Here is a 17,440-nt window from a genome sequence, read left to right as displayed (position 1 = left end):
GGTAACCGATGGTCCGCCTGACACGGCTTAATGGGAAAGCAATCGTTCTGAACGCGCTTTTGATCGAATCAATTGAAGAAACGCCGGACACGATGATCACGCTGGTGACCGGTAAAAAAATCATGGTGCTCGAGCCGGTGACGGAAGTAATGGACACCGTACACCGCTTTTTGCAAACCGTAGGTCTTGTCGGCGGTACGGTTAAGAGCCTGAATTCGGAGGGGTCGTAAGTTGTTTAAAAGCAGAATTTTCATAATGGTTGTTGCTATTCTTATTGCGATTACATTGATATTGACGGCTGCATTCGTCCTGTGGAACTATATGGATAAAGCTAATCAGAACCCTCAAGAGCAGGCGCAAAGTTCTGCCCGCGACGTAAAACAAGCCAAAAAGCTGACCCCGGATGAGGTCAAGCAAAATACAGTCATCATGAAAGACGTGCTTACCAATTTGGCCGGGGGCAATGGCAAATTCATTAAATTGAGCTTTGCCTTTGAACTGGAAAATAAGAAGGCCAAGGATGAGTTTGAGAAGCTGGACAGCCAAATGAAGGCCATTGTCATTCAAACGCTATCCGATATGACACCGGAGCAAGTATCGGGAAGCAAAGGCTTCGACAATCTCACTTCCGCCCTTATGAATAAAATGAACCCGCTTCTCCAATCGGGCAAAATGAATCAAATTTTGATTACGGATTTCGTACTCCAATAACTACATAAGCATGCTGCAGCAGTTCAAAGGAGGTGACGCTAATGGTTGATGTTCTTTCACAGAATGAGATTGACGCCCTGCTAGCGGCGCTTTCTTCAGGGGAAATGGATGCGGAGGAGCTTAAAAAGGAAGAAACGCAGAAAAAAATACGGGTTTACGATTTTAAACGAGCCGTGCGTTTCTCCAAGGATCATATCCGGAGCTTAACCCGAATTCATGAAAACTTTGCCCGGTATTTGACGACATATTTTTCCGCTCAGCTTAGAACCTTTGTCCAGATTAACGTAGTGCAGGTCGAACAGCTGCCTTATGACGAATTCATCCGGTCCATTCCGAAGATGACGATTCTGAACATTTTCGAAGCGGAGCCGCTGGAAGGCCGCATGGTGCTTGAGGTTCACCCGAACGTAGCCTTTGCGATGCTGGATCGGCTGTTAGGCGGATCGGGGACATCGCCAACGAAGATCAATGCATTGACCGAGATCGAGACCATTGTCATCGAACGGATTTTCAGCCGGGCCTTCGACAGTTTGCAGGAGGCTTGGAAGACGGTTATCGATTTATCTCCACGGCTGGAAGCGTTAGAAACGAATCCGCAGTTTATGCAAATCGTATCGCCTAACGAAACGATCGCGCTGATCTCGCTCAGCACCAAGATCGGCGACACGACCGGGATGATCAACCTGTGTATCCCGCATGTCGTCATCGAACCGATTATGCCGAGACTGTCGGTGCACCATTGGTTCGTTTCCCAGAAGAAAACAAGCGCGCCAGAGGAACTGACGGCTCTGCAGTCCAGACTGCATAAAGCGAAACTGCCGATTATCGCGGAACTGGGTTCTTCCCAAATTTCCGTAAGGGAGTTTTTGAACCTCAATGCCGGGGATGTCATTACGCTTGGCAAATCCGTGAATGAGCCGTTGGACATTCGCATAGGGGAAAAGTTGAAGTTTTACGGCAGTCCCGGAACGACGCGAGGCAAGCTGGCTGTCCAAATCAGCGAGATTGTCCAAGAAGAAGGAGTGGAAGAGAATGACGAATAACAAGGATTATTTGTCTCAAGAAGAGATCGATGCGCTATTGAAACAATCGGGCGATGGCGAATCCTCCGCTATTTCCGAGTTTGTTCCTCAAGTAGAAGATTATTTGTCTTCTTTGGAGCAAGATGCGCTTGGCGAAATCGGAAACATTACATTCGGTAGCGCGGCTACTGCACTTTCCACCCTGCTTGGCAAAAAGGTGGATATTACGACTCCGAAAGTATCCATCATCGCTCATTCTGAACTCGCCGACGAGTTTCCGAAGCCGCACGTGGCTGTCCATGTGAACTACGTCGACGGCTTTCACGGGATCAACCTTCTGGTGATCAAAACCCGGGATGCCCAGGTCATCGCCGATTTGATGATGGGCGGAGACGGAACGGGACAAACGGAAGAGCTCAGCGAAATTCATATCAGCGCGGTTCAGGAAGCGATGAACCAAATGATGGGCTCGTCCGCTACATCGATGTCGACGATCTTCAACCGGTTTGTCAATATCTCGCCACCGGGAATCGACATATTAAATTTAGCGTCAGGGGAAGGAACTGCCTCCCTGCCTCCAGAAGATGTATTTATCAAAATCTCTTTCCGACTGACGATCGGCGACCTGATTGATTCGACAATCATGCAGCTGCTGCCGGTCCCTTTCGCCAGAGAGATGGTGTCTACTTTAATGGGAGGTGGAGACGCAACAGAGGAACCTGCACTGGCGCCTGCACAATCCGCGCCCGTTTCCCAACCGACACCGGAGCAGCCAGCCTATGCCGCGCCAAGCGCCTACGGACAAGATCCTTATTCGCAGCCTCCGGCAGGGCATCAAGCACCGCCGCAGCACGGTTATCAGCAGCCGCCGATGGCTCCGCCTGCAGCACAAGCTTATCCACCGCAGCCGGCCAACTACGGTGTTCCGACGGCACGGGGAGTGAACGTCCAGCCGGCTCAATTCGCCAATTTCAGTCACCCGCAGCTGTCTCCTGCAGAAGATACGAACTTGAATCTGCTGCTCGATATCCCGCTTAAAGTGACGGTTGAACTGGGGCGTACGCATAAGGTCATAAAAGACATTCTCGAACTGTCTCAAGGATCGATCATCGAACTGGACAAGCTGGCCGGGGAACCTGTCGATATTTTAGTCAATAACAAATTGATCGCCAAAGGCGAAGTCGTCGTCATTGACGAAAACTTCGGTGTCCGCGTGACGGATATAGTGAATCAATGGGATCGGATTCAAAAATTACAATAAAAAACAACTAACAAGCTTACTTAAGCATCCTATAGGAGGAATGGTTACCCATGGCAAACCGTATTTTGATTGTAGACGACGCAGCATTTATGAGAATGATGATCCGCGATATTTTAACGAAAAACGGCTATGAAGTTGTCGGAGAAGCAAACGACGGCGCACAAGCGATTGAAAAATTTAAAGAGCTTCGCCCGGATCTGGTTACGATGGATATCACGATGCCGGAAATGGACGGTATCCATGCGCTTAAAGAAATTAAGAAGCTTGATGGAAATGCCAAGGTTATTATGTGCTCCGCTATGGGGCAGCAGGCTATGGTTATCGATGCGATCCAGGCAGGTGCCAAAGATTTCATTGTGAAGCCGTTCCAGGCGGACCGTGTTATTGAAGCTATTAAGAAAACCTTGGGATAATTTCAACCAAGGGTTAAACGATGGGTCTTGCGCAAATTGAAAGGAAAGTGAAATGTTGAGAAGACTCATAGCCAAGTTATTGTCCGGTGTAGCCATGGTTTGGATGCAAACAGCAGTATCGCCTGCTGCTGTTTGTTTCGCGGAATCGGAAAACCAGGCCCCTTCCGGGGCGGGAATGCTGGGAACACCGGACCGGCTTGTAACGGAAGGCAGTTCAGGGGGCACGTTCTGGATGATCTTCCAAGTCCTTTTTTTTCTTCTACTTATTATCGGAATTTTTCTGGTCATCGTGAAGATGATTTCGCAGAAAAATAAATTTTTATCCGGGCGGTCAATTCGATCCTTAGGCGGATTGCCGCTCGGACAAAATAAATCGATTCAAGTTGTCGAAATCGGCCGTTCGCTTTATATCGTTGGAGTAGGGGAGAACATTCAGCTGCTCGAAAAGATTGAGGACGAAACTGAGGTCGCTTTGATTACGGAACTGATGTCCTCCGGTCCGGCTTTTGCGGGCCCGGCTTTCGATTCTATCGGAGGCTGGCTCAAAAATCTTCGTAACAAGCCGGCAGTCGAAGAAGACATGGAAGTGACAGCTTCGTTCCAAGAGGTGTTTCACACGAAAATCCAGCATATGTCGGATCAGAAGAAACAAATGGAGCAGCTGCTCAAGCAAGACACTAATTCAGATCGGTTGAATGATAAATGATGAAATTCAATAAGAGGCTCATTTTCCTGCTGATTCTTCTTGTTCTGTGCGGTTCGTTCGCAAGCTCTGCCTATGCGGCCGATCCGATTCCCGGAATCAACATCGATATCGGGACATCCGACAACCCGCAGGGGGCTTCGAGCGCCGTTACTATCGTGCTGCTGATTACCATTCTCAGCATCGCTCCGGCCATTCTGATTCTGATGACCAGCTTTACCCGAATCGTCATCGTGCTTGGTTTTGTCCGGACGTCGCTCGGTACGCAGCAAATGCCGCCGAACCAAATGCTGATTGGTCTTGCGTTATTTCTGACCTTTTTCATCATGGCGCCAACGCTTGGGGACATCAATCAAACGGCTGTGCAGCCATATCTTAAGGGAGAGCTGACACAGACGGCAGCGTTGGAGAAAGCATCCGTTTCGATCAAGAAGTTCATGTTTCAGCATACCCGGGAGAAAGACTTGAAGCTGTTCTTGGACTACACCAAGGCGCCAAGGCCCAGCGGAGTGGAAGATACGCCGCTTACCTCACTTGTTCCCGCTTATGCGATTAGCGAGTTAAAGACGGCGTTTCAGATGGGCTTTATGATCTTTATTCCGTTTTTGGTCATTGATATGGTCATTGCCAGCACGCTGATGGCGATGGGGATGATGATGCTGCCGCCGGTAATGATTTCGTTGCCGTTCAAAATCTTGCTGTTCATTCTTGTGGACGGTTGGTATCTCGTCGTTCGTTCGCTTCTGCTCAGTTACAATACATAGACGGACCAGCCGGGAGGAGAGCGCATTGAGCTCGGAATTTGTAATCAGATTGGCCGGAGAAGCGGTATACACCACGCTTAAAGCCAGCGCCCCGATGATGGTGCTGGCGCTGACGGTCGGCTTGATCATCAGTGTGTTTCAAGCGACGACGCAAATCCAGGAGCAGACTCTTGCCTTTGTTCCGAAAATCGTCGTTGTGCTGCTTGCGATACTTATATTCGGTCCTTGGATACTGACGACGCTCGTTGATTTTACCTATAATCTGTTAAATAACCTGTATAAATACGTGGGATAGGTTGTGGGTGAAATGGAGTGGGTTTTGCAGGTTCTTCCCGGATTTTTGTTGTTTTTTTGTCGGATTTCTTCGTTTTTTGTCATCGCTCCCGTATTTGCGGCCCGTAATGTGCCGATGCAGTTGAAGGTGGGGCTATCGTTTTTCGTTGCTTTCATAACGTTCTTCAGCATCGGGCTGACGACGCCGGTGGCTATGGATTCGCTGTATATTCTTTCCGTTTTCCGGGAAGTGTTTGTGGGACTAAGCCTTGGTTTCATAGCGTATATGTTCTTTCAGGTCGTTCAGATTTCCGGTGCGTTCATCGACCTTCAAATGGGGTTCGGTATAGCGAACGTGATCGATCCACTGACAGGAGCGCAAAGTCCGATTCTGGGTAACCTGAAGTACATGATCGCCATGCTGTTATTTTTAAGCTTCAACGGTCATCATTACTTGCTTGAAGGAATTATGCGAAGCTATGAATGGATTCCTTTGAATAACGAGTTATTTGTTAAAAATTATAACGGTCAGCTTTCGGACTTTATGCTGAAGACGTTCTCTCAAGTATTCGCGATTAGCTTTCAAATGGCGGCGCCGCTTGTCGTCGCGATGTTTCTGACCGATGTCGGTCTTGGGCTTCTCGCTCGGGTAGCCCCGCAGTTCAACATTTTCGTCATCGGGATTCCGGTGAAGATTATCGTTGGTTTTATTCTGCTGCTTCTCTTGTTTCCAGGTTACGAATTGATCTACAAAGAGAAATTCTCGACTATGCTGGAAACGATGGCCAAGTTTTTCGGATTGTTCGCTGGCAGTTAGCGTGTGAGGAGGCAGGCCGTGGCTGCATTACGTTTAAAGCTGGATTTGCAATTGTTCTCGGGAGAGAAAACGGAAGCGGCGACGCCTAAGAAAAAACAAGAGGCCCGCAAAAAAGGGCAAGTGGCCAAAAGCATGGAAGTGCCGGCTGCCTTCATCTTGTTTTTCTCCTTCTTATCGTTTTTCTTGTTCGGAGGCTACATGAAAGAGCGACTCGTCGGTTTGTTTCGCTCGATCTTCATCGACTTTCTCAATATGAACGTCACCATGGATAACAGTATGGTGTTATTCGAAAAGATCGCTACACAGATGTTTTTAATTCTCGGTCCGATTTTTTTAATCTCGATGGTCATCGGCGTTGTCGGAAATTATGTGCAGATCGGCTTTTTGTTTACGGGCGAGCCGCTCATGATGAAGTTTAGCAAAATTAACCCTCTCGAAGGGGCAAAGCGGTTGTTCTCTATGCGGGCCGTCGTCGATTTTCTCAAATCGGTGCTCAAGATGACGGTCATCGGCGTTGTTGTGTATTCGACGCTAATGGCGGAAAAGGACAATATATTGCAGCTCGCGCGGCTTCCGCTGGAAGAAATCATCGCTTTCACGGCCTCCTTGACACTGCAGTTGGGGATAAAAATCGGATTGATTTTGATCGTCATGGCAATTTTGGATTACATATATCAGCGTTACGAGCATGAGAAGAGCTTGCGGATGTCCAAGCAGGATATTAAAGACGAATATAAGAAAACGGAAGGGGATCCGCTGATTAAAGGGAAAATCCGCGAGAAGCAGCGCCGTATGGCACTGCAGCGGATGATGCAGGACGTTCCTAAAGCGGACGTCGTCATCACGAACCCGACGCACTTTGCCGTCGCGCTTCAATACGATGCCTCCAAAATGCAGGCGCCTACTGTTATCGCCAAGGGGACCGATTACATCGCCTTGAAGATAAGGCAGATTGCCAAGGATAACGGCATCATAACGATGGAAAACAAACCGCTCGCCCGCGCTTTATACGCGCAGGTTGAGATCGGAGAATCGATACCGGCCGATATGTTTCAGGCCGTAGCCGAGGTGCTGGCATACGTATACAAAGTTAAAGGAAAAGCGAACTAATTCCGGAAGGGAGGACACCCTGCAATGAAAGCAAAAGACCTGGTCGTGCTGATCGGCGTGATCGGCATCGTTATGATGATGGTCGTCCCGCTGCCGATATGGTTGCTGGATGTCCTGCTGATTATTAACATATCGGCGGCTCTCATGATCATTTTGATCGGCATGAACACGCAGGACGCGCTTCAGTTCTCCATCTTTCCGTCGCTCCTGCTCATCACCACCTTGTTCCGGCTTGCGCTGAACGTATCGACAACCAGAAACATTTTGGCCCATGGGGATGCGGGCAACGTGGTCAGTACCTTCGGATCGTTCGTTGCCCAGGGCAACATTGTCGTCGGCTTTGTGGTCTTTATCATTTTGGTGCTGGTGCAGTTTATCGTCATTACCAAAGGCTCGGAGCGGGTTGCCGAGGTGGCCGCACGGTTTACGCTCGACGCGATGCCGGGGAAACAGATGAGTATCGACGCGGATTTGAACGCAGGGCTGATCAACGAACAGCAGGCCAGAGAACGACGCGAGAAAATTTCGCGTGAGGCCGACTTTTACGGCGCGATGGACGGTGCGAGCAAATTCGTCAAAGGCGATGCGATCGCCGGCATTATCATGCTGCTGATCAATATCATCGGCGGCTTGATTATCGGAATGGCGATGAAAGGGATGTCACTTAAGGACGCGGGATCGCTGTATTCGATCCTGACGATCGGGGACGGTCTTGTCAGCCAAATTCCGGCGCTGCTGATCTCTACCGCAGCGGGGATTATCGTGACAAGGGCGGCATCCGAAGGAAACTTGGCACACGACTTGACATCGCAAATCTTTTCTTATCCGAAGCTGCTTTATATTGTAGCGGGAACGATTACGGCGCTGGGCATTTTCACGCCGATCCATCTGATCACGACATTGCCGATCGCTGCCGTGCTGGCATTCGCGGCTTATAAGATGCAGCAGACAATGAACCGCAAGCAAGCCGCTGAAGTCCAGCTTGAGGAGGAACAGCAAATCGAAGAAGTACGAAGCCCCGAAAGTGTCATCGGCTTGCTGCAGGTCGATCCGATCGAATTCGAATTCGGTTACGGACTCATCCCGCTGGCCGATACGCAGCAGGGCGGCGACTTGCTCGATCGCGTTATTCTCATCCGCAGACAGTGTGCGCTTGAGCTCGGAATCGTCGTACCGGTGATCCGGATTCGAGATAACATTCAACTGCGCCCGAACGAATATGTCATTAAAATTAAAGGTAACACGGTCGCACGCGGCGATTTGCTACTTGGTCACTACTTGGCGATGAGTCCGGGAATCGACGACGATTCGATTACGGGGATCGATACGCTGGAGCCGGCCTTCGGGCTGCCGGCGCTATGGATTGACGAACCGACCAAAGAGCGGGCCGAGCTTTCCGGTTACACAGTGGTCGATCCGCCATCCGTCGTCGCGACACATTTGACGGAAATTATTAAGAAGCATGCTCACGAGCTGCTGGGCCGCCAGGAAACGAAGGCGCTTATCGAGAATGTCAAGGAGCATCACCCGGCGCTGGTCGACGATTTAATCCCGAACGTGCTGTCGATCGGCGACGTGCAAAAAGTGCTGGTCAAGCTGCTTCGTGAAAAAATATCCGTCCGCGATCTCGTCACCATTCTGGAGACGCTGGCCGATTACGGCACGTATACGAAGGACCCGGAAGTGCTGACGGAATATGTCCGGCAGGGGTTATCCAGACAAATTACGCAGCAGTACACGATCGGCGGCGAATCGCTGAAAGTCATTACCGTCGGGCCGACGCTCGAAAAAAAAATTGCGGAATCGGTACAGCAATCGGATCAGGGCAGTTATCTCGCGCTCGATCCGACGTCCAGCCAAGTGATATATCAAAAGGTCACCGATCAAGTAACCAAGCTGCTTCAAGCCGGGCAGCAGCCTATCGTTCTCACCTCGCCCACTATTCGGATGTACTTGAGGCAGCTGCTTGAACGTACGATGCAGGATATTCCGGTTTTATCTTACAGCGAGCTTGAACCGAGCGTTGAAATTCAGAGCATGGGGGTTGTCAATCTATGAGAGTGAAGCGGTATGTCGTAGACTCCATGCCGGATGCCCTGCAAAAAATTCGCACGGACCTCGGGAAAGACGCTGTCATCATCAATACGAAAGAAATTCGTTCCGGCGGATTTCTCGGCATGTTTTCGAAGAAAAAGATCGAAGTGATCGCTGCCACGGATTCCGCAGCCGGAAGCGGACAGCCGGCTTCTGGCAAGTCGGCGACCGCTACGTTAGCGAAGCCGGTCGCCCCGGCGGCGACTTCGCTTGTGAACAGTCCGGCTGCGGCTACCGCTTACGGGATGCAGCGAGACCGGGAGCGGGAAGCACAGCCGGCGTTGTCGTTTCCCGAAGTGCCGGACGTGCTCCCGCCAAGCCCGCCTATTCAGGTTGCACCTGCTGGGGCACAGCCGGCTTCCGTAAGCAGCAGAGCCAAGGAAGATACGCTTCTTGAAGAGATCAAGCAGATGAAAGAAATGATGCAGAAGCTTTCTTCACAGCGTATGCCGGAGGCAGCCCAAGATCCGGTCTTCATGGAACTGGAGCGCCGGCTGCTCGATCAGGAGATCGACTCGCAGATGGTTCAGGAGCTTTTGGCCCGGGTAGCGGAGGAAGCCGAAGCCGAAGGCGTTCCGGCCACGGAAGAATTCGCGGTCCGTTCTCTCCGGACGCAGCTCCAGACGCTGCTTCAGCCGCAGGGCGGCAAAGGGATCGCTTCCGATACCCGAATCGCTCATTTTGTCGGGCCTACGGGCGTCGGCAAAACGACGACGATCGCCAAGCTGGCTGCCGAACAAGTGCTGAAGCACCGCCGCAAGGTCGGGTTCATCACCTCGGATACGTACCGCATCGCCGCGGTGGAGCAGCTTAAGACGTACGCTACCATTTTGAACGTGCCGCTTGAGGTTGTCTTTTCTCCACTGGATTTGAACAAAGCACTCGAGAATTTGAAAGACTGCGATCTTATTTTTATGGATACGGCCGGTCGAAACTTCCGCAACGAGATGTACGTTTCGGAGTTGAATGCGCTGCTTCAATCCGGAGGAAAGAGCGAGACGTTCCTGGTACTCAGCTTAACGACTAAATATAAAGATATGAAGGCCATTACATACAACTTCAGCAAGTTCAAATTAGATAAAGTATTGTTTACGAAAAAGGACGAGACCAATTCGTATGGTGCCGTCGTTAACCTCATCCGCGATTTCGGATTGCAGACTTCTTATATCGCCAACGGGCAGAGCGTTCCCGACGATATCGAGGAGTTGAACGAGAGGCAGCTGATCGATTGGATTCTGGAGGATAACAACCATGAATGATCAGGCACAAGAGCTTCGGAATCTGATCAGGCATCGAGCCAACTCCGCAGAGAAGCCGACACGCATTCTCGCTGTTACAAGCGGTAAGGGCGGGGTCGGCAAATCGAACTTTACACTTAATTTTGCTCTTACGCTTCAAAAAAAAGGGTTTAAGGTACTTGTTTTCGACGCCGATATCGGTCTGGCCAATATCGACGTGCTCATGGGAATTACGCCGAAGTACAATTTGTATCATTTGTTGAAAAAAGAAAAGACGATTTGGGACATCATTCATAAGGGCTATAATGATTTGCAATTTATCGCAGGAGGCTCAGGTTTCAACGACCTGATCCGGCTGTCCGAGGAACAATTGGATTATTTTCAAGAGCAAATCGGCCAGCTGAACGGACATGCGGACTTTATCATTTTCGATACGGGGGCCGGGTTGTCCAAAGAAACGCTCAAGTTTATCGTTGCCGCACAAGAAACGATCGTGGTGACGACGCCGGAGCCGACCTCGATTACCGATGCGTATGCCATTATAAAAATGGTCAATTCGATGGATTACGACATTCGCTTCCGGCTGGTCGTCAATCGGGTGACCGATTGGCGGGAGGGCAGGCAAACTGCCGAGAAGATCAGTATGGTCGCCAAGCAATTTTTGAATCTGGACATTCCAACCATCGGCTACGTGCTTGATGATGCTGCGGTGTCCAAAGCCGTAAAAAAGCAGGTGCCTTTTACCGTAGCTTTTCCGTCGAGCGGCGCATCCAAATCGATCTATGATCTGACCGATGATTTTATTGCGAACCAAAAGCCGGCGGACATGAGCTCGGGGGCGGTCAAAGGCTTCTTGAACCGAATGATTAAGCTGCTTAAATAAAAGAGAACATCCTCCGACCTTCAGAATCAGACACAACGCAGAGGAGTGAAACGTATGCAGCCTTACGATGTGCTCGTGGTGGATGATTCGGTTTTTATGAGAAAAATCATCACCGACCTTATATCGGGGGACCCGGCGCTGCGGGTAGTAGGAACCGCAAAAAACGGCAAGGAAGCCGTCGAGCTGGTCAAAAAGTTGAACCCCCATGCTGTCACTATGGATATTGAGATGCCGGAAATGAACGGATTGGATGCGCTTCGCGCGATCATGAATGAGCACCCTGTTCCGGTCATCATGTTAAGCAGTCTGACCCAAGAAGGCGCGGCGGAGACTATCAAAGCGCTCGAATGGGGGGCTGTCGATTTCGTCGGAAAACCGTCGGGTTCGATTTCACTCGATTTGCATAAAGTCAAGCATCTGCTGCTCGAAAAACTGCACATCGCGGTAAAAACGAACATGCGCAAGCTGTCGCGTTCCGCGTTGAGCAAACCGTCGCCTAAAGCGCCGGAGGTGCCGAAAGATCCTCGGCCGTTCTCGGAACCGGCCTCAAGAATGGAACGGCGCCCCGCTACAGGTGCGGCTGGATTCGAACATATCGTCGCCATCGGCACCTCGACCGGAGGGCCTCGGGCGCTGCATCAGGTGTTGTCCGATTTCCCGGAGTACTTTCCCGCTCCCGTCGTTATCGTCCAGCATATGCCTCCTAACTTTACCAAGTCGCTGGCGCAGCGGCTCGATTCCGTTTCGAGGCTGCGGGTGGTTGAGGCGGAAGCCGGCATGATTCTGGAGAGCGGCACCGCTTATGTGGCCCCTGGCGGCTATCATATGACCGTAGCCCGCAATGGGAACCATTCTTACAAGATCCATCTGACAAAAGAAGATCCGCGCGGTGGACACCGGCCGTCGGTGGACGTGCTTTTCGAATCGCTGCTGCCGATGAGGGAGCTTAAACGCCACATCGTGCTCATGACCGGTATGGGCTCCGACGGAGCCAAAGGGATGCTGGCGCTGAAGCAATCCGGAGCCGTAACGACGATCGCCGAATCGGAGGACACCTGCATCGTTTACGGGATGCCCCGCGCGGCGGTGGAGCTGAATTGCGTAACGCATGTGCTCCCCCAGCAGGAAATTACCGCGAAGCTGGTACAAGCCGTCGCCCGCGAGCCCTGACTTCCGGGTAAGCCTTGATAGAGCAACTACCATGATGGAGGTGTAGATATGGAAATGAATCAATACCTCTCGATGTTTATCGATGAGTCGAGAGATCACTTGCAAGCGATGAACGAACAGATCCTCAGTCTGGAGAGCAGCCCGGAAGACATCACGATCGTGCAAAATATTTTTCGGTCGGCGCATACGTTGAAAGGGATGTCGGCGACGATGGGATTCGAGGATCTGGCGTCACTGACTCACGAGATGGAGAATGTGCTGGACCTCGTCCGCAACCATAAGCTGAAGATGGATTCGTTTATTTTCGACTGCCTGTTCAAAAGTCTGGATTCCTTGGAATCCATGGTGGAGGACATCATTCAAGGCGGTACAGGTCAAGCAGACGTAACCGAAATCGTCGCCGCGCTGAAGTCCATCGTTTCGGGCGATTACACCAAGGGTGGCGCAGCCAGAGGCGCGACGGCCAAAGCGGCGGAGACAACTTTCGCCGGGGGAGAGCTTGACGAATTTCAATATTCGATTCTTCAGCAGTCCATCGAAGCGGGCATTCCTGTGCTCCGCCTCGAAGTAACCGTTCGTCAAGATTGCGTGTTGAAAGCGGCGCGCGCTTATATGGTATTCAACGTGCTTGAGCAGAACGGGGAGGTCATCAAATCCAACCCTTCTGTGGAAGATATCGAGCAGGAGCGATTTGATCAATCGTTTGTCGTTTATTACATATCTCAAATCGATACCGATGAGCTGCAAAAGCAAGTCGCGAGCGTATCCGAAATCGATAAAGTGGACGTTATCGTTTTGGATCAGGCTAAACTGACGGAGCTTATGACTCCGCCTTCCGGGTCCAACGCTGCAACTGCACAGGCACAGGCTCAAGCTGAGACTGCCGCCGCATCGACGCAGGAAGCGCCGAAGCAGGAAGCCAAAAAAGCGCCTGCCGCCGGCGGTGCCCCTGTAGCCGGGCGTACGATCCGCGTCGACATCGAGCGGCTCGATACGCTGATGAACCTGTTCAGCGAGCTGCTGATCGATCGGGTACGGTTGGAGCAGCTTGCGAGTGAAATTCGCCGCAGCGAATTGACGGAAACCGTCGAGCATATGTCCCGGGTCAGCAGCGATTTGCAGAATATCGTACTGAAGCTGCGCATGGTGCCGATCGATACCGTCTTCAACCGTTTCCCTCGCATGATCCGGGATGTCGCGAAGAATCTGGACAAAAAGGTAGATCTGATCATCACCGGCGCCGATACCGAATTGGACCGGACGGTCATCGACGAAATCGGCGATCCGTTGGTGCATTTGCTTCGGAATGCCGTCGACCATGGCGTGGAGCCGGCTGCCGAGCGCGTTTCCCTCGGAAAGCCCGAGACCGGAACGATTCATCTGCGCGCGTATCATAGCGGAAACCATGTGTTTATCGAGATCGAGGAAGACGGACGCGGCATTAACCGGGACAAAGTGCTGAAAAAAGCGCTGGAAAACAACGTTTTGACCAAGGAACAAGCCGCGCGCATTACGGATGACGAGGTCAATCAGTTGATTTTTGCCTCCGGCTTCAGCACGGCGGATAAAATATCGGACATCTCCGGCCGCGGGGTCGGACTTGATGTCGTGAAAACGAAGATTCAAAGTCTCGGCGGACAAGTCCAACTCGATTCGGCGTGGGGGAAAGGCTCTAAATTTTCCGTTCAGCTGCCGCTGACGCTGTCGATTATCTCGGCGATGCTGATCCGGCTCAATAACGAGAAGTACGCTATTCCGCTTTCTTCCATTGTGGAAACGATGGCTGTCCGTCAAGAACAGATTCGCTCGGTTCACGGCAATCGCATGGTCGAGTACCGTACCGGGGTCATCCCGCTCGTATCCTTGGCCGATCTGTTCGATGTGCCGGGAGGAACGAATATTTCCGAGAACGAAACGCAAGTGGTCATCATACGCAAAGGCGACAAAATGGCCGCGCTCGTCGTCGACGAATTTATTGGCCAGCAGGAGATCGTGCTGAAGACGTTAGGCAAATATTTGACCAAGCTGTTTGCGGTTTCCGGCGCAACCATTCTGGGAGACGGACAAGTCGCGTTAATTATCGATACGAATGCCTTGATTAAATAGCGGGACGCAAAGACGGCTACATTCACGCGATAACTTAAGGAGGCTGCGAGTATGGGAGAAGAATTGAAAGTCATCGTGTTTACTTTAGGAAAGGAAGAATACGGGGTAGAGGTCGAGAAGGTTCGCACCATTGAACGGATGCAGCCGATGACCCGTGTTCCGAAAACGCCTGAATTCGTCAAAGGCGTCATCAATTTGCGCGGCGTTGTGACCCCCGTCATCGATTTGCGCGGCCGCTTCGGTTTTCCGGAAACCGAGTATACCGACAACTCGCGGATCATTATCGTTGCGGTCGGCGACATCGAAGTCGGCCTGATCGTCGATTCGGCCAACGACGTCATCGATGTGGATTCGGATCATATCGACGATCCGCCGGAAATCGTAGGCGGTATTAAGGCCAAGTACCTTCACGGGATTGCCAAGGTAGGTGAAAGCCGGCTGCTTGTGCTGCTGAACCTGAAGGAAGTATTGACCAAGAGCGAGATCGTTCAACTGGAGAATGTAGAGGAGTAGGCCTAGTGGAAGCATTTAATTCTTTTGCCGATTTTCAAATGGACGTGCTGAAGGAAGTCGGAAATATCGGTGCCGGACATGCGGCTACTGCACTCTCGCAGCTGCTCGATAAGCCTGTAGATATGCTTGTGCCCAAAGTGCGAATGGTTCCTTTTGAGGAAATCGCGGACAGCGTAGGCGGAGCCGAACAAGCTGTTATCGCTATATTTCTGAGAGTCGAAGGGGAAACGCCGGGAAACTTATTCTTTATCCTGAAGTTCGAGCCGGCTAAGAAGCTTCTTCGCAACTTGGTCGGAATGGACGCGGTGGAGGGCGAAGAGTACTCCGAAATGGAGTTGTCTGCGCTTAACGAGATCGGGAACATTTTGGCAGGCTCGTACTTATCGTCGCTGGCGGATTTCACACAGCTGAACATGCAGCCTACCGTTCCTTCGCTTGCGATTGATATGGCGGGAGCGATTCTGAGCTACGGCCTGCTCCAGTTCGGTCAAATGGGAGATCAGGCGCTCTTGATCGACACGAAGTTTCTCGACGGAAGCGACGAGGTGGAAGGGCATTTCTTCCTCATCCCAGACCCAGAGTCCTTCGAACGTATTTTCGTTGCTTTGGGAGTGCATACTCCATGATCCAAGACAATCTGATTAAAGTAGGAATGGCTGACCTGAACGTCGCTCACTTGACCGGTGTGCTCAAAACGACGGGGCTCGGTTCCTGCGTGGGCGTTACCTTGTTCGATGCCAAGGCCAAAGTAGCCGGAATGGCCCACGTCATGCTGCCGACCTCGGATATTGCCAGAGAAGGAAAGCTGAACATCGCGAAATATGCCGATACGGCGATCCCCGAAATGATTCGCCAGATGGAGGATCTAGGGGCTCAAGTGAAGCACATGGTTGCCAAAATGGCCGGAGGCGCACAAATGTTCTCGTTCGGCTCCCAATCGGACACGATGCGGATCGGACCGCGGAATGTCGAGTCCTGCAAGGAAATGCTCGGACGTTTCAAGATCCCGATTATTGCCGAAGATACCGGCGGCAATTACGGGCGAACCATCGAATTCGACTGCGAATCCGGTATGCTTATGATTCGCAGCGTACAACACGGAGTGAAGGAACTGTAAACCTATGATCGGATCGATACGTTGGAACTTTATTGTAGGAGCCGCAGCATTCGTCATTACCTTTGCATTGTCGATAACCGACAATATTTGGCTGACTACCTTGATTCGCAGCTTCTACAGCTTTGTCCTGATGTTTGTAATCGTATTTTTGTTCCGCTGGTTGCTTGGCACGGTTGCCGGATTCGCGGGCGCTCCGATTCCTGAGCATTTGGAAGAAGAGGATGAGCTTAAAGGGACGGCGGTCGATGTTGTAACGCCCGATCAGGATGCGGAGCTGCATCAGATGTTGAAACCGTCGCCGGGTCCGAAGGAAACTGCTGATACCGATTTTTCCCCGCTGAATCCGCCGAAGCTGTCAACGAAGATACAAGGGATTCCTGACGAATTGGCACAGGCGGTTCGCCGAATGTCTGAAGAATAAGGATGGTGACTATCTGTCATGATCGCGCAAAAATCCCATTTGGCGAATATCGATGTTTGGAAGCAATGGAGAGAAGACAGACAGTTGAAAGCGAAGCAGGCGCTCATCGAAACGTATTTGCCGTTGGTCGATTACGTTTCGGGTCGTCTTTCCATCGGTCTGCCTAAAAACGTTTCGAAAGAAGACTTATCCAGCTGCGGTATTATGGGCTTGATCGATGCCATCGAAAAGTTCGACTACGAGCGGGGACTGCAATTTGAAACGTATGCCTCCTGGCGCATTCGCGGGGCGATGATCGACGGGCTCCGTCAAGGCGACTGGGTTCCTCGTTCCGTGAGGGAGAAGGCCAAGAAGATCGAGGACGCTTATCAAAAGCTCGAACAGCAATATTTGCGTTCCGTAACCGATAGCGAAATGAGCTCTTATCTGGATGTCAGCGAGCAGGAGTTTCAACAGATGGTCCAGGAAATCGCAGTGACGACCGTCTGTTCGATCGATGATCCTATCCGGGAGGAAGATTCGGAGACGCGGCTTTCTTTGTTGATTGACGAAAAGGCGAAAAGTCCAGAATCCAAAGTAAATGAAGTATATTTAAAGGAAACGTTAGCTAAAGCTATCGAACGGTTGACGGAAAAAGAGCGGACTGTCGTATCCCTCTTTTACTACGAAGAATTGTCTTTAAGCGAGATCGCCGAAGTCATGAATCTTTCCCCATCCAGAATATCACAGCTGCACTCAAAAGCGATTCTGCGGTTAAAAGGTTCTTTGAGCCGTCATAAGTCGCAGCTATTTTATGACTAAGGGGTCGGAAAGTGGGGAGAATG

20 protein-coding genes are annotated in these 17,440 nt (G+C 51.2%); all 20 read left to right on the top strand.

The features are described 5' to 3' along the window. The first annotated feature begins 8 nt into the window (after window positions 1-8). The 20 genes from ET33_RS03325 to ET33_RS03230 all read left to right on the top strand — a co-directional run bounded on the left by ET33_RS03325 (window position 9) and on the right by ET33_RS03230 (window position 17,417). Entirely contained in the window at window positions 9-230 is a 222-nt protein-coding gene (locus ET33_RS03325) for a flagellar FlbD family protein (protein WP_010491294.1), read from the top strand. Window positions 231-255: 25 nt separating this feature from the next. Continuing rightward, window positions 256-711 carry a flagellar basal body-associated FliL family protein gene (locus ET33_RS03320; RefSeq protein ID WP_179223810.1) on the top strand — a complete coding sequence of 152 codons (456 nt, stop codon included), beginning with the start codon at window positions 256-258 and terminating at the stop codon, window positions 709-711. A gap of 41 nt (window positions 712-752) precedes the next feature. Then, window positions 753-1,754, top strand: a complete 1,002-nt coding sequence (gene fliM / locus ET33_RS03315; RefSeq protein ID WP_036676434.1) for a flagellar motor switch protein FliM — start codon at window positions 753-755, stop codon at window positions 1,752-1,754. Next, window positions 1,744-2,994, top strand: coding sequence for a flagellar motor switch phosphatase FliY (fliY, locus tag ET33_RS03310; protein WP_036676431.1), 1,251 nt, complete (start codon window positions 1,744-1,746; stop codon window positions 2,992-2,994). Before fliM ends, fliY begins: the two co-directional genes overlap by 11 nt. 50 nt (window positions 2,995-3,044) lie before the next feature. After that, the gene (locus ET33_RS03305) at window positions 3,045-3,407 is read left to right on the top strand and encodes a response regulator (protein WP_010491286.1); all 363 of its coding nucleotides are present in this window, start codon (window positions 3,045-3,047) and stop codon (window positions 3,405-3,407) included. Between the two features lie 232 nt (window positions 3,408-3,639). Next, entirely contained in the window at window positions 3,640-4,113 is a 474-nt protein-coding gene (locus ET33_RS03300; RefSeq protein WP_235206630.1) for a flagellar biosynthetic protein FliO, read from the top strand. Beyond that, window positions 4,110-4,874 (top strand): flagellar type III secretion system pore protein FliP, encoded by a 765-nt coding sequence (fliP, locus tag ET33_RS03295; protein ID WP_036676427.1) that lies wholly within the window; start codon window positions 4,110-4,112, stop codon window positions 4,872-4,874. The genes ET33_RS03300 and fliP overlap by 4 nt, the downstream gene beginning before the upstream one ends. A gap of 25 nt (window positions 4,875-4,899) precedes the next feature. After that, window positions 4,900-5,169, top strand: a complete 270-nt coding sequence (gene fliQ / locus ET33_RS03290; protein WP_036676425.1) for a flagellar biosynthesis protein FliQ — start codon at window positions 4,900-4,902, stop codon at window positions 5,167-5,169. Window positions 5,170-5,181: 12 nt separating this feature from the next. Next, complete coding sequence (gene fliR / locus ET33_RS03285) at window positions 5,182-5,964, top strand: flagellar biosynthetic protein FliR (RefSeq protein ID WP_036676423.1); 783 nt, start codon at window positions 5,182-5,184, stop codon at window positions 5,962-5,964. A gap of 18 nt (window positions 5,965-5,982) precedes the next feature. Then, the gene (gene flhB, locus ET33_RS03280; RefSeq protein WP_036676421.1) at window positions 5,983-7,074 is read left to right on the top strand and encodes a flagellar biosynthesis protein FlhB; all 1,092 of its coding nucleotides are present in this window, start codon (window positions 5,983-5,985) and stop codon (window positions 7,072-7,074) included. Window positions 7,075-7,098: 24 nt separating this feature from the next. Beyond that, window positions 7,099-9,132 carry a flagellar biosynthesis protein FlhA gene (gene flhA / locus ET33_RS03275; protein WP_036676417.1) on the top strand — a complete coding sequence of 678 codons (2,034 nt, stop codon included), beginning with the start codon at window positions 7,099-7,101 and terminating at the stop codon, window positions 9,130-9,132. After that, entirely contained in the window at window positions 9,129-10,427 is a 1,299-nt protein-coding gene (gene flhF / locus ET33_RS03270; RefSeq protein ID WP_036676414.1) for a flagellar biosynthesis protein FlhF, read from the top strand. Before flhA ends, flhF begins: the two co-directional genes overlap by 4 nt. Next, window positions 10,420-11,289 carry a MinD/ParA family protein gene (locus ET33_RS03265; protein ID WP_036676411.1) on the top strand — a complete coding sequence of 290 codons (870 nt, stop codon included), beginning with the start codon at window positions 10,420-10,422 and terminating at the stop codon, window positions 11,287-11,289. The genes flhF and ET33_RS03265 overlap by 8 nt, the downstream gene beginning before the upstream one ends. Before the next feature lie 54 nt (window positions 11,290-11,343). Beyond that, window positions 11,344-12,459 carry a protein-glutamate methylesterase/protein-glutamine glutaminase gene (locus ET33_RS03260; protein WP_036676408.1) on the top strand — a complete coding sequence of 372 codons (1,116 nt, stop codon included), beginning with the start codon at window positions 11,344-11,346 and terminating at the stop codon, window positions 12,457-12,459. Window positions 12,460-12,507: 48 nt separating this feature from the next. Beyond that, the gene (locus ET33_RS03255; protein WP_036676406.1) at window positions 12,508-14,565 is read left to right on the top strand and encodes a chemotaxis protein CheA; all 2,058 of its coding nucleotides are present in this window, start codon (window positions 12,508-12,510) and stop codon (window positions 14,563-14,565) included. A 51-nt stretch (window positions 14,566-14,616) separates the two neighbouring features. Then, entirely contained in the window at window positions 14,617-15,078 is a 462-nt protein-coding gene (locus ET33_RS03250; protein ID WP_036676403.1) for a chemotaxis protein CheW, read from the top strand. 5 nt (window positions 15,079-15,083) lie between these two features. Further along, window positions 15,084-15,704, top strand: a complete 621-nt coding sequence (locus ET33_RS03245; RefSeq protein WP_010491272.1) for a chemotaxis protein CheC — start codon at window positions 15,084-15,086, stop codon at window positions 15,702-15,704. Beyond that, on the top strand, window positions 15,701-16,195 hold the full coding sequence (locus ET33_RS03240) for a chemotaxis protein CheD (protein WP_036676400.1): 495 nt from the start codon (window positions 15,701-15,703) through the stop codon (window positions 16,193-16,195). The genes ET33_RS03245 and ET33_RS03240 overlap by 4 nt, the downstream gene beginning before the upstream one ends. A 4-nt stretch (window positions 16,196-16,199) precedes the next feature. Next, window positions 16,200-16,616, top strand: a complete 417-nt coding sequence (locus tag ET33_RS03235; RefSeq protein WP_036676397.1) for a hypothetical protein — start codon at window positions 16,200-16,202, stop codon at window positions 16,614-16,616. 18 nt (window positions 16,617-16,634) lie between these two features. Then, on the top strand, window positions 16,635-17,417 hold the full coding sequence (locus tag ET33_RS03230; RefSeq protein ID WP_036676395.1) for a FliA/WhiG family RNA polymerase sigma factor: 783 nt from the start codon (window positions 16,635-16,637) through the stop codon (window positions 17,415-17,417). Window positions 17,418-17,440: the final 23 nt, after the last annotated feature.

The organism is Paenibacillus tyrphae, assembly GCF_000722545.1.
In the GTDB taxonomy this organism is placed as follows: Bacteria; Bacillota; Bacilli; order Paenibacillales; family NBRC-103111; genus Paenibacillus_G; species Paenibacillus_G tyrfis.
This window is presented reverse-complemented; position numbering and strand designations above follow the sequence as displayed.

Excerpts from the sequence above, each read along its gene's own strand:
- ET33_RS03250 (WP_036676403.1), top strand. The coding sequence starts at position 14,617 with ATGGGAGAAGAATTGAAAGTCATCGTGTTTACTTTAGGAAAGGAAGAA.
- ET33_RS03265 (WP_036676411.1), top strand. The coding sequence starts at position 10,420 with ATGAATGATCAGGCACAAGAGCTTCGGAATCTGATCAGGCATCGAGCC.
- flhA (WP_036676417.1), top strand. The coding sequence starts at position 7,099 with ATGAAAGCAAAAGACCTGGTCGTGCTGATCGGCGTGATCGGCATCGTT.
- ET33_RS03325 (WP_010491294.1), top strand. The coding sequence starts at position 9 with ATGGTCCGCCTGACACGGCTTAATGGGAAAGCAATCGTTCTGAACGCG.
- ET33_RS03240 (WP_036676400.1), top strand. The coding sequence starts at position 15,701 with ATGATCCAAGACAATCTGATTAAAGTAGGAATGGCTGACCTGAACGTC.
- fliR (WP_036676423.1), top strand. The coding sequence starts at position 5,182 with ATGGAGTGGGTTTTGCAGGTTCTTCCCGGATTTTTGTTGTTTTTTTGT.
- ET33_RS03260 (WP_036676408.1), top strand. The coding sequence starts at position 11,344 with ATGCAGCCTTACGATGTGCTCGTGGTGGATGATTCGGTTTTTATGAGA.
- flhF (WP_036676414.1), top strand. The coding sequence starts at position 9,129 with ATGAGAGTGAAGCGGTATGTCGTAGACTCCATGCCGGATGCCCTGCAA.
- fliP (WP_036676427.1), top strand. The coding sequence starts at position 4,110 with ATGATGAAATTCAATAAGAGGCTCATTTTCCTGCTGATTCTTCTTGTT.
- ET33_RS03305 (WP_010491286.1), top strand. The coding sequence starts at position 3,045 with ATGGCAAACCGTATTTTGATTGTAGACGACGCAGCATTTATGAGAATG.
- ET33_RS03320 (WP_179223810.1), top strand. The coding sequence starts at position 256 with ATGGTTGTTGCTATTCTTATTGCGATTACATTGATATTGACGGCTGCA.
- fliM (WP_036676434.1), top strand. The coding sequence starts at position 753 with ATGGTTGATGTTCTTTCACAGAATGAGATTGACGCCCTGCTAGCGGCG.
- ET33_RS03230 (WP_036676395.1), top strand. The coding sequence starts at position 16,635 with ATGATCGCGCAAAAATCCCATTTGGCGAATATCGATGTTTGGAAGCAA.
- ET33_RS03255 (WP_036676406.1), top strand. The coding sequence starts at position 12,508 with ATGGAAATGAATCAATACCTCTCGATGTTTATCGATGAGTCGAGAGAT.
- ET33_RS03235 (WP_036676397.1), top strand. The coding sequence starts at position 16,200 with ATGATCGGATCGATACGTTGGAACTTTATTGTAGGAGCCGCAGCATTC.
- ET33_RS03300 (WP_235206630.1), top strand. The coding sequence starts at position 3,640 with ATGATCTTCCAAGTCCTTTTTTTTCTTCTACTTATTATCGGAATTTTT.
- fliY (WP_036676431.1), top strand. The coding sequence starts at position 1,744 with ATGACGAATAACAAGGATTATTTGTCTCAAGAAGAGATCGATGCGCTA.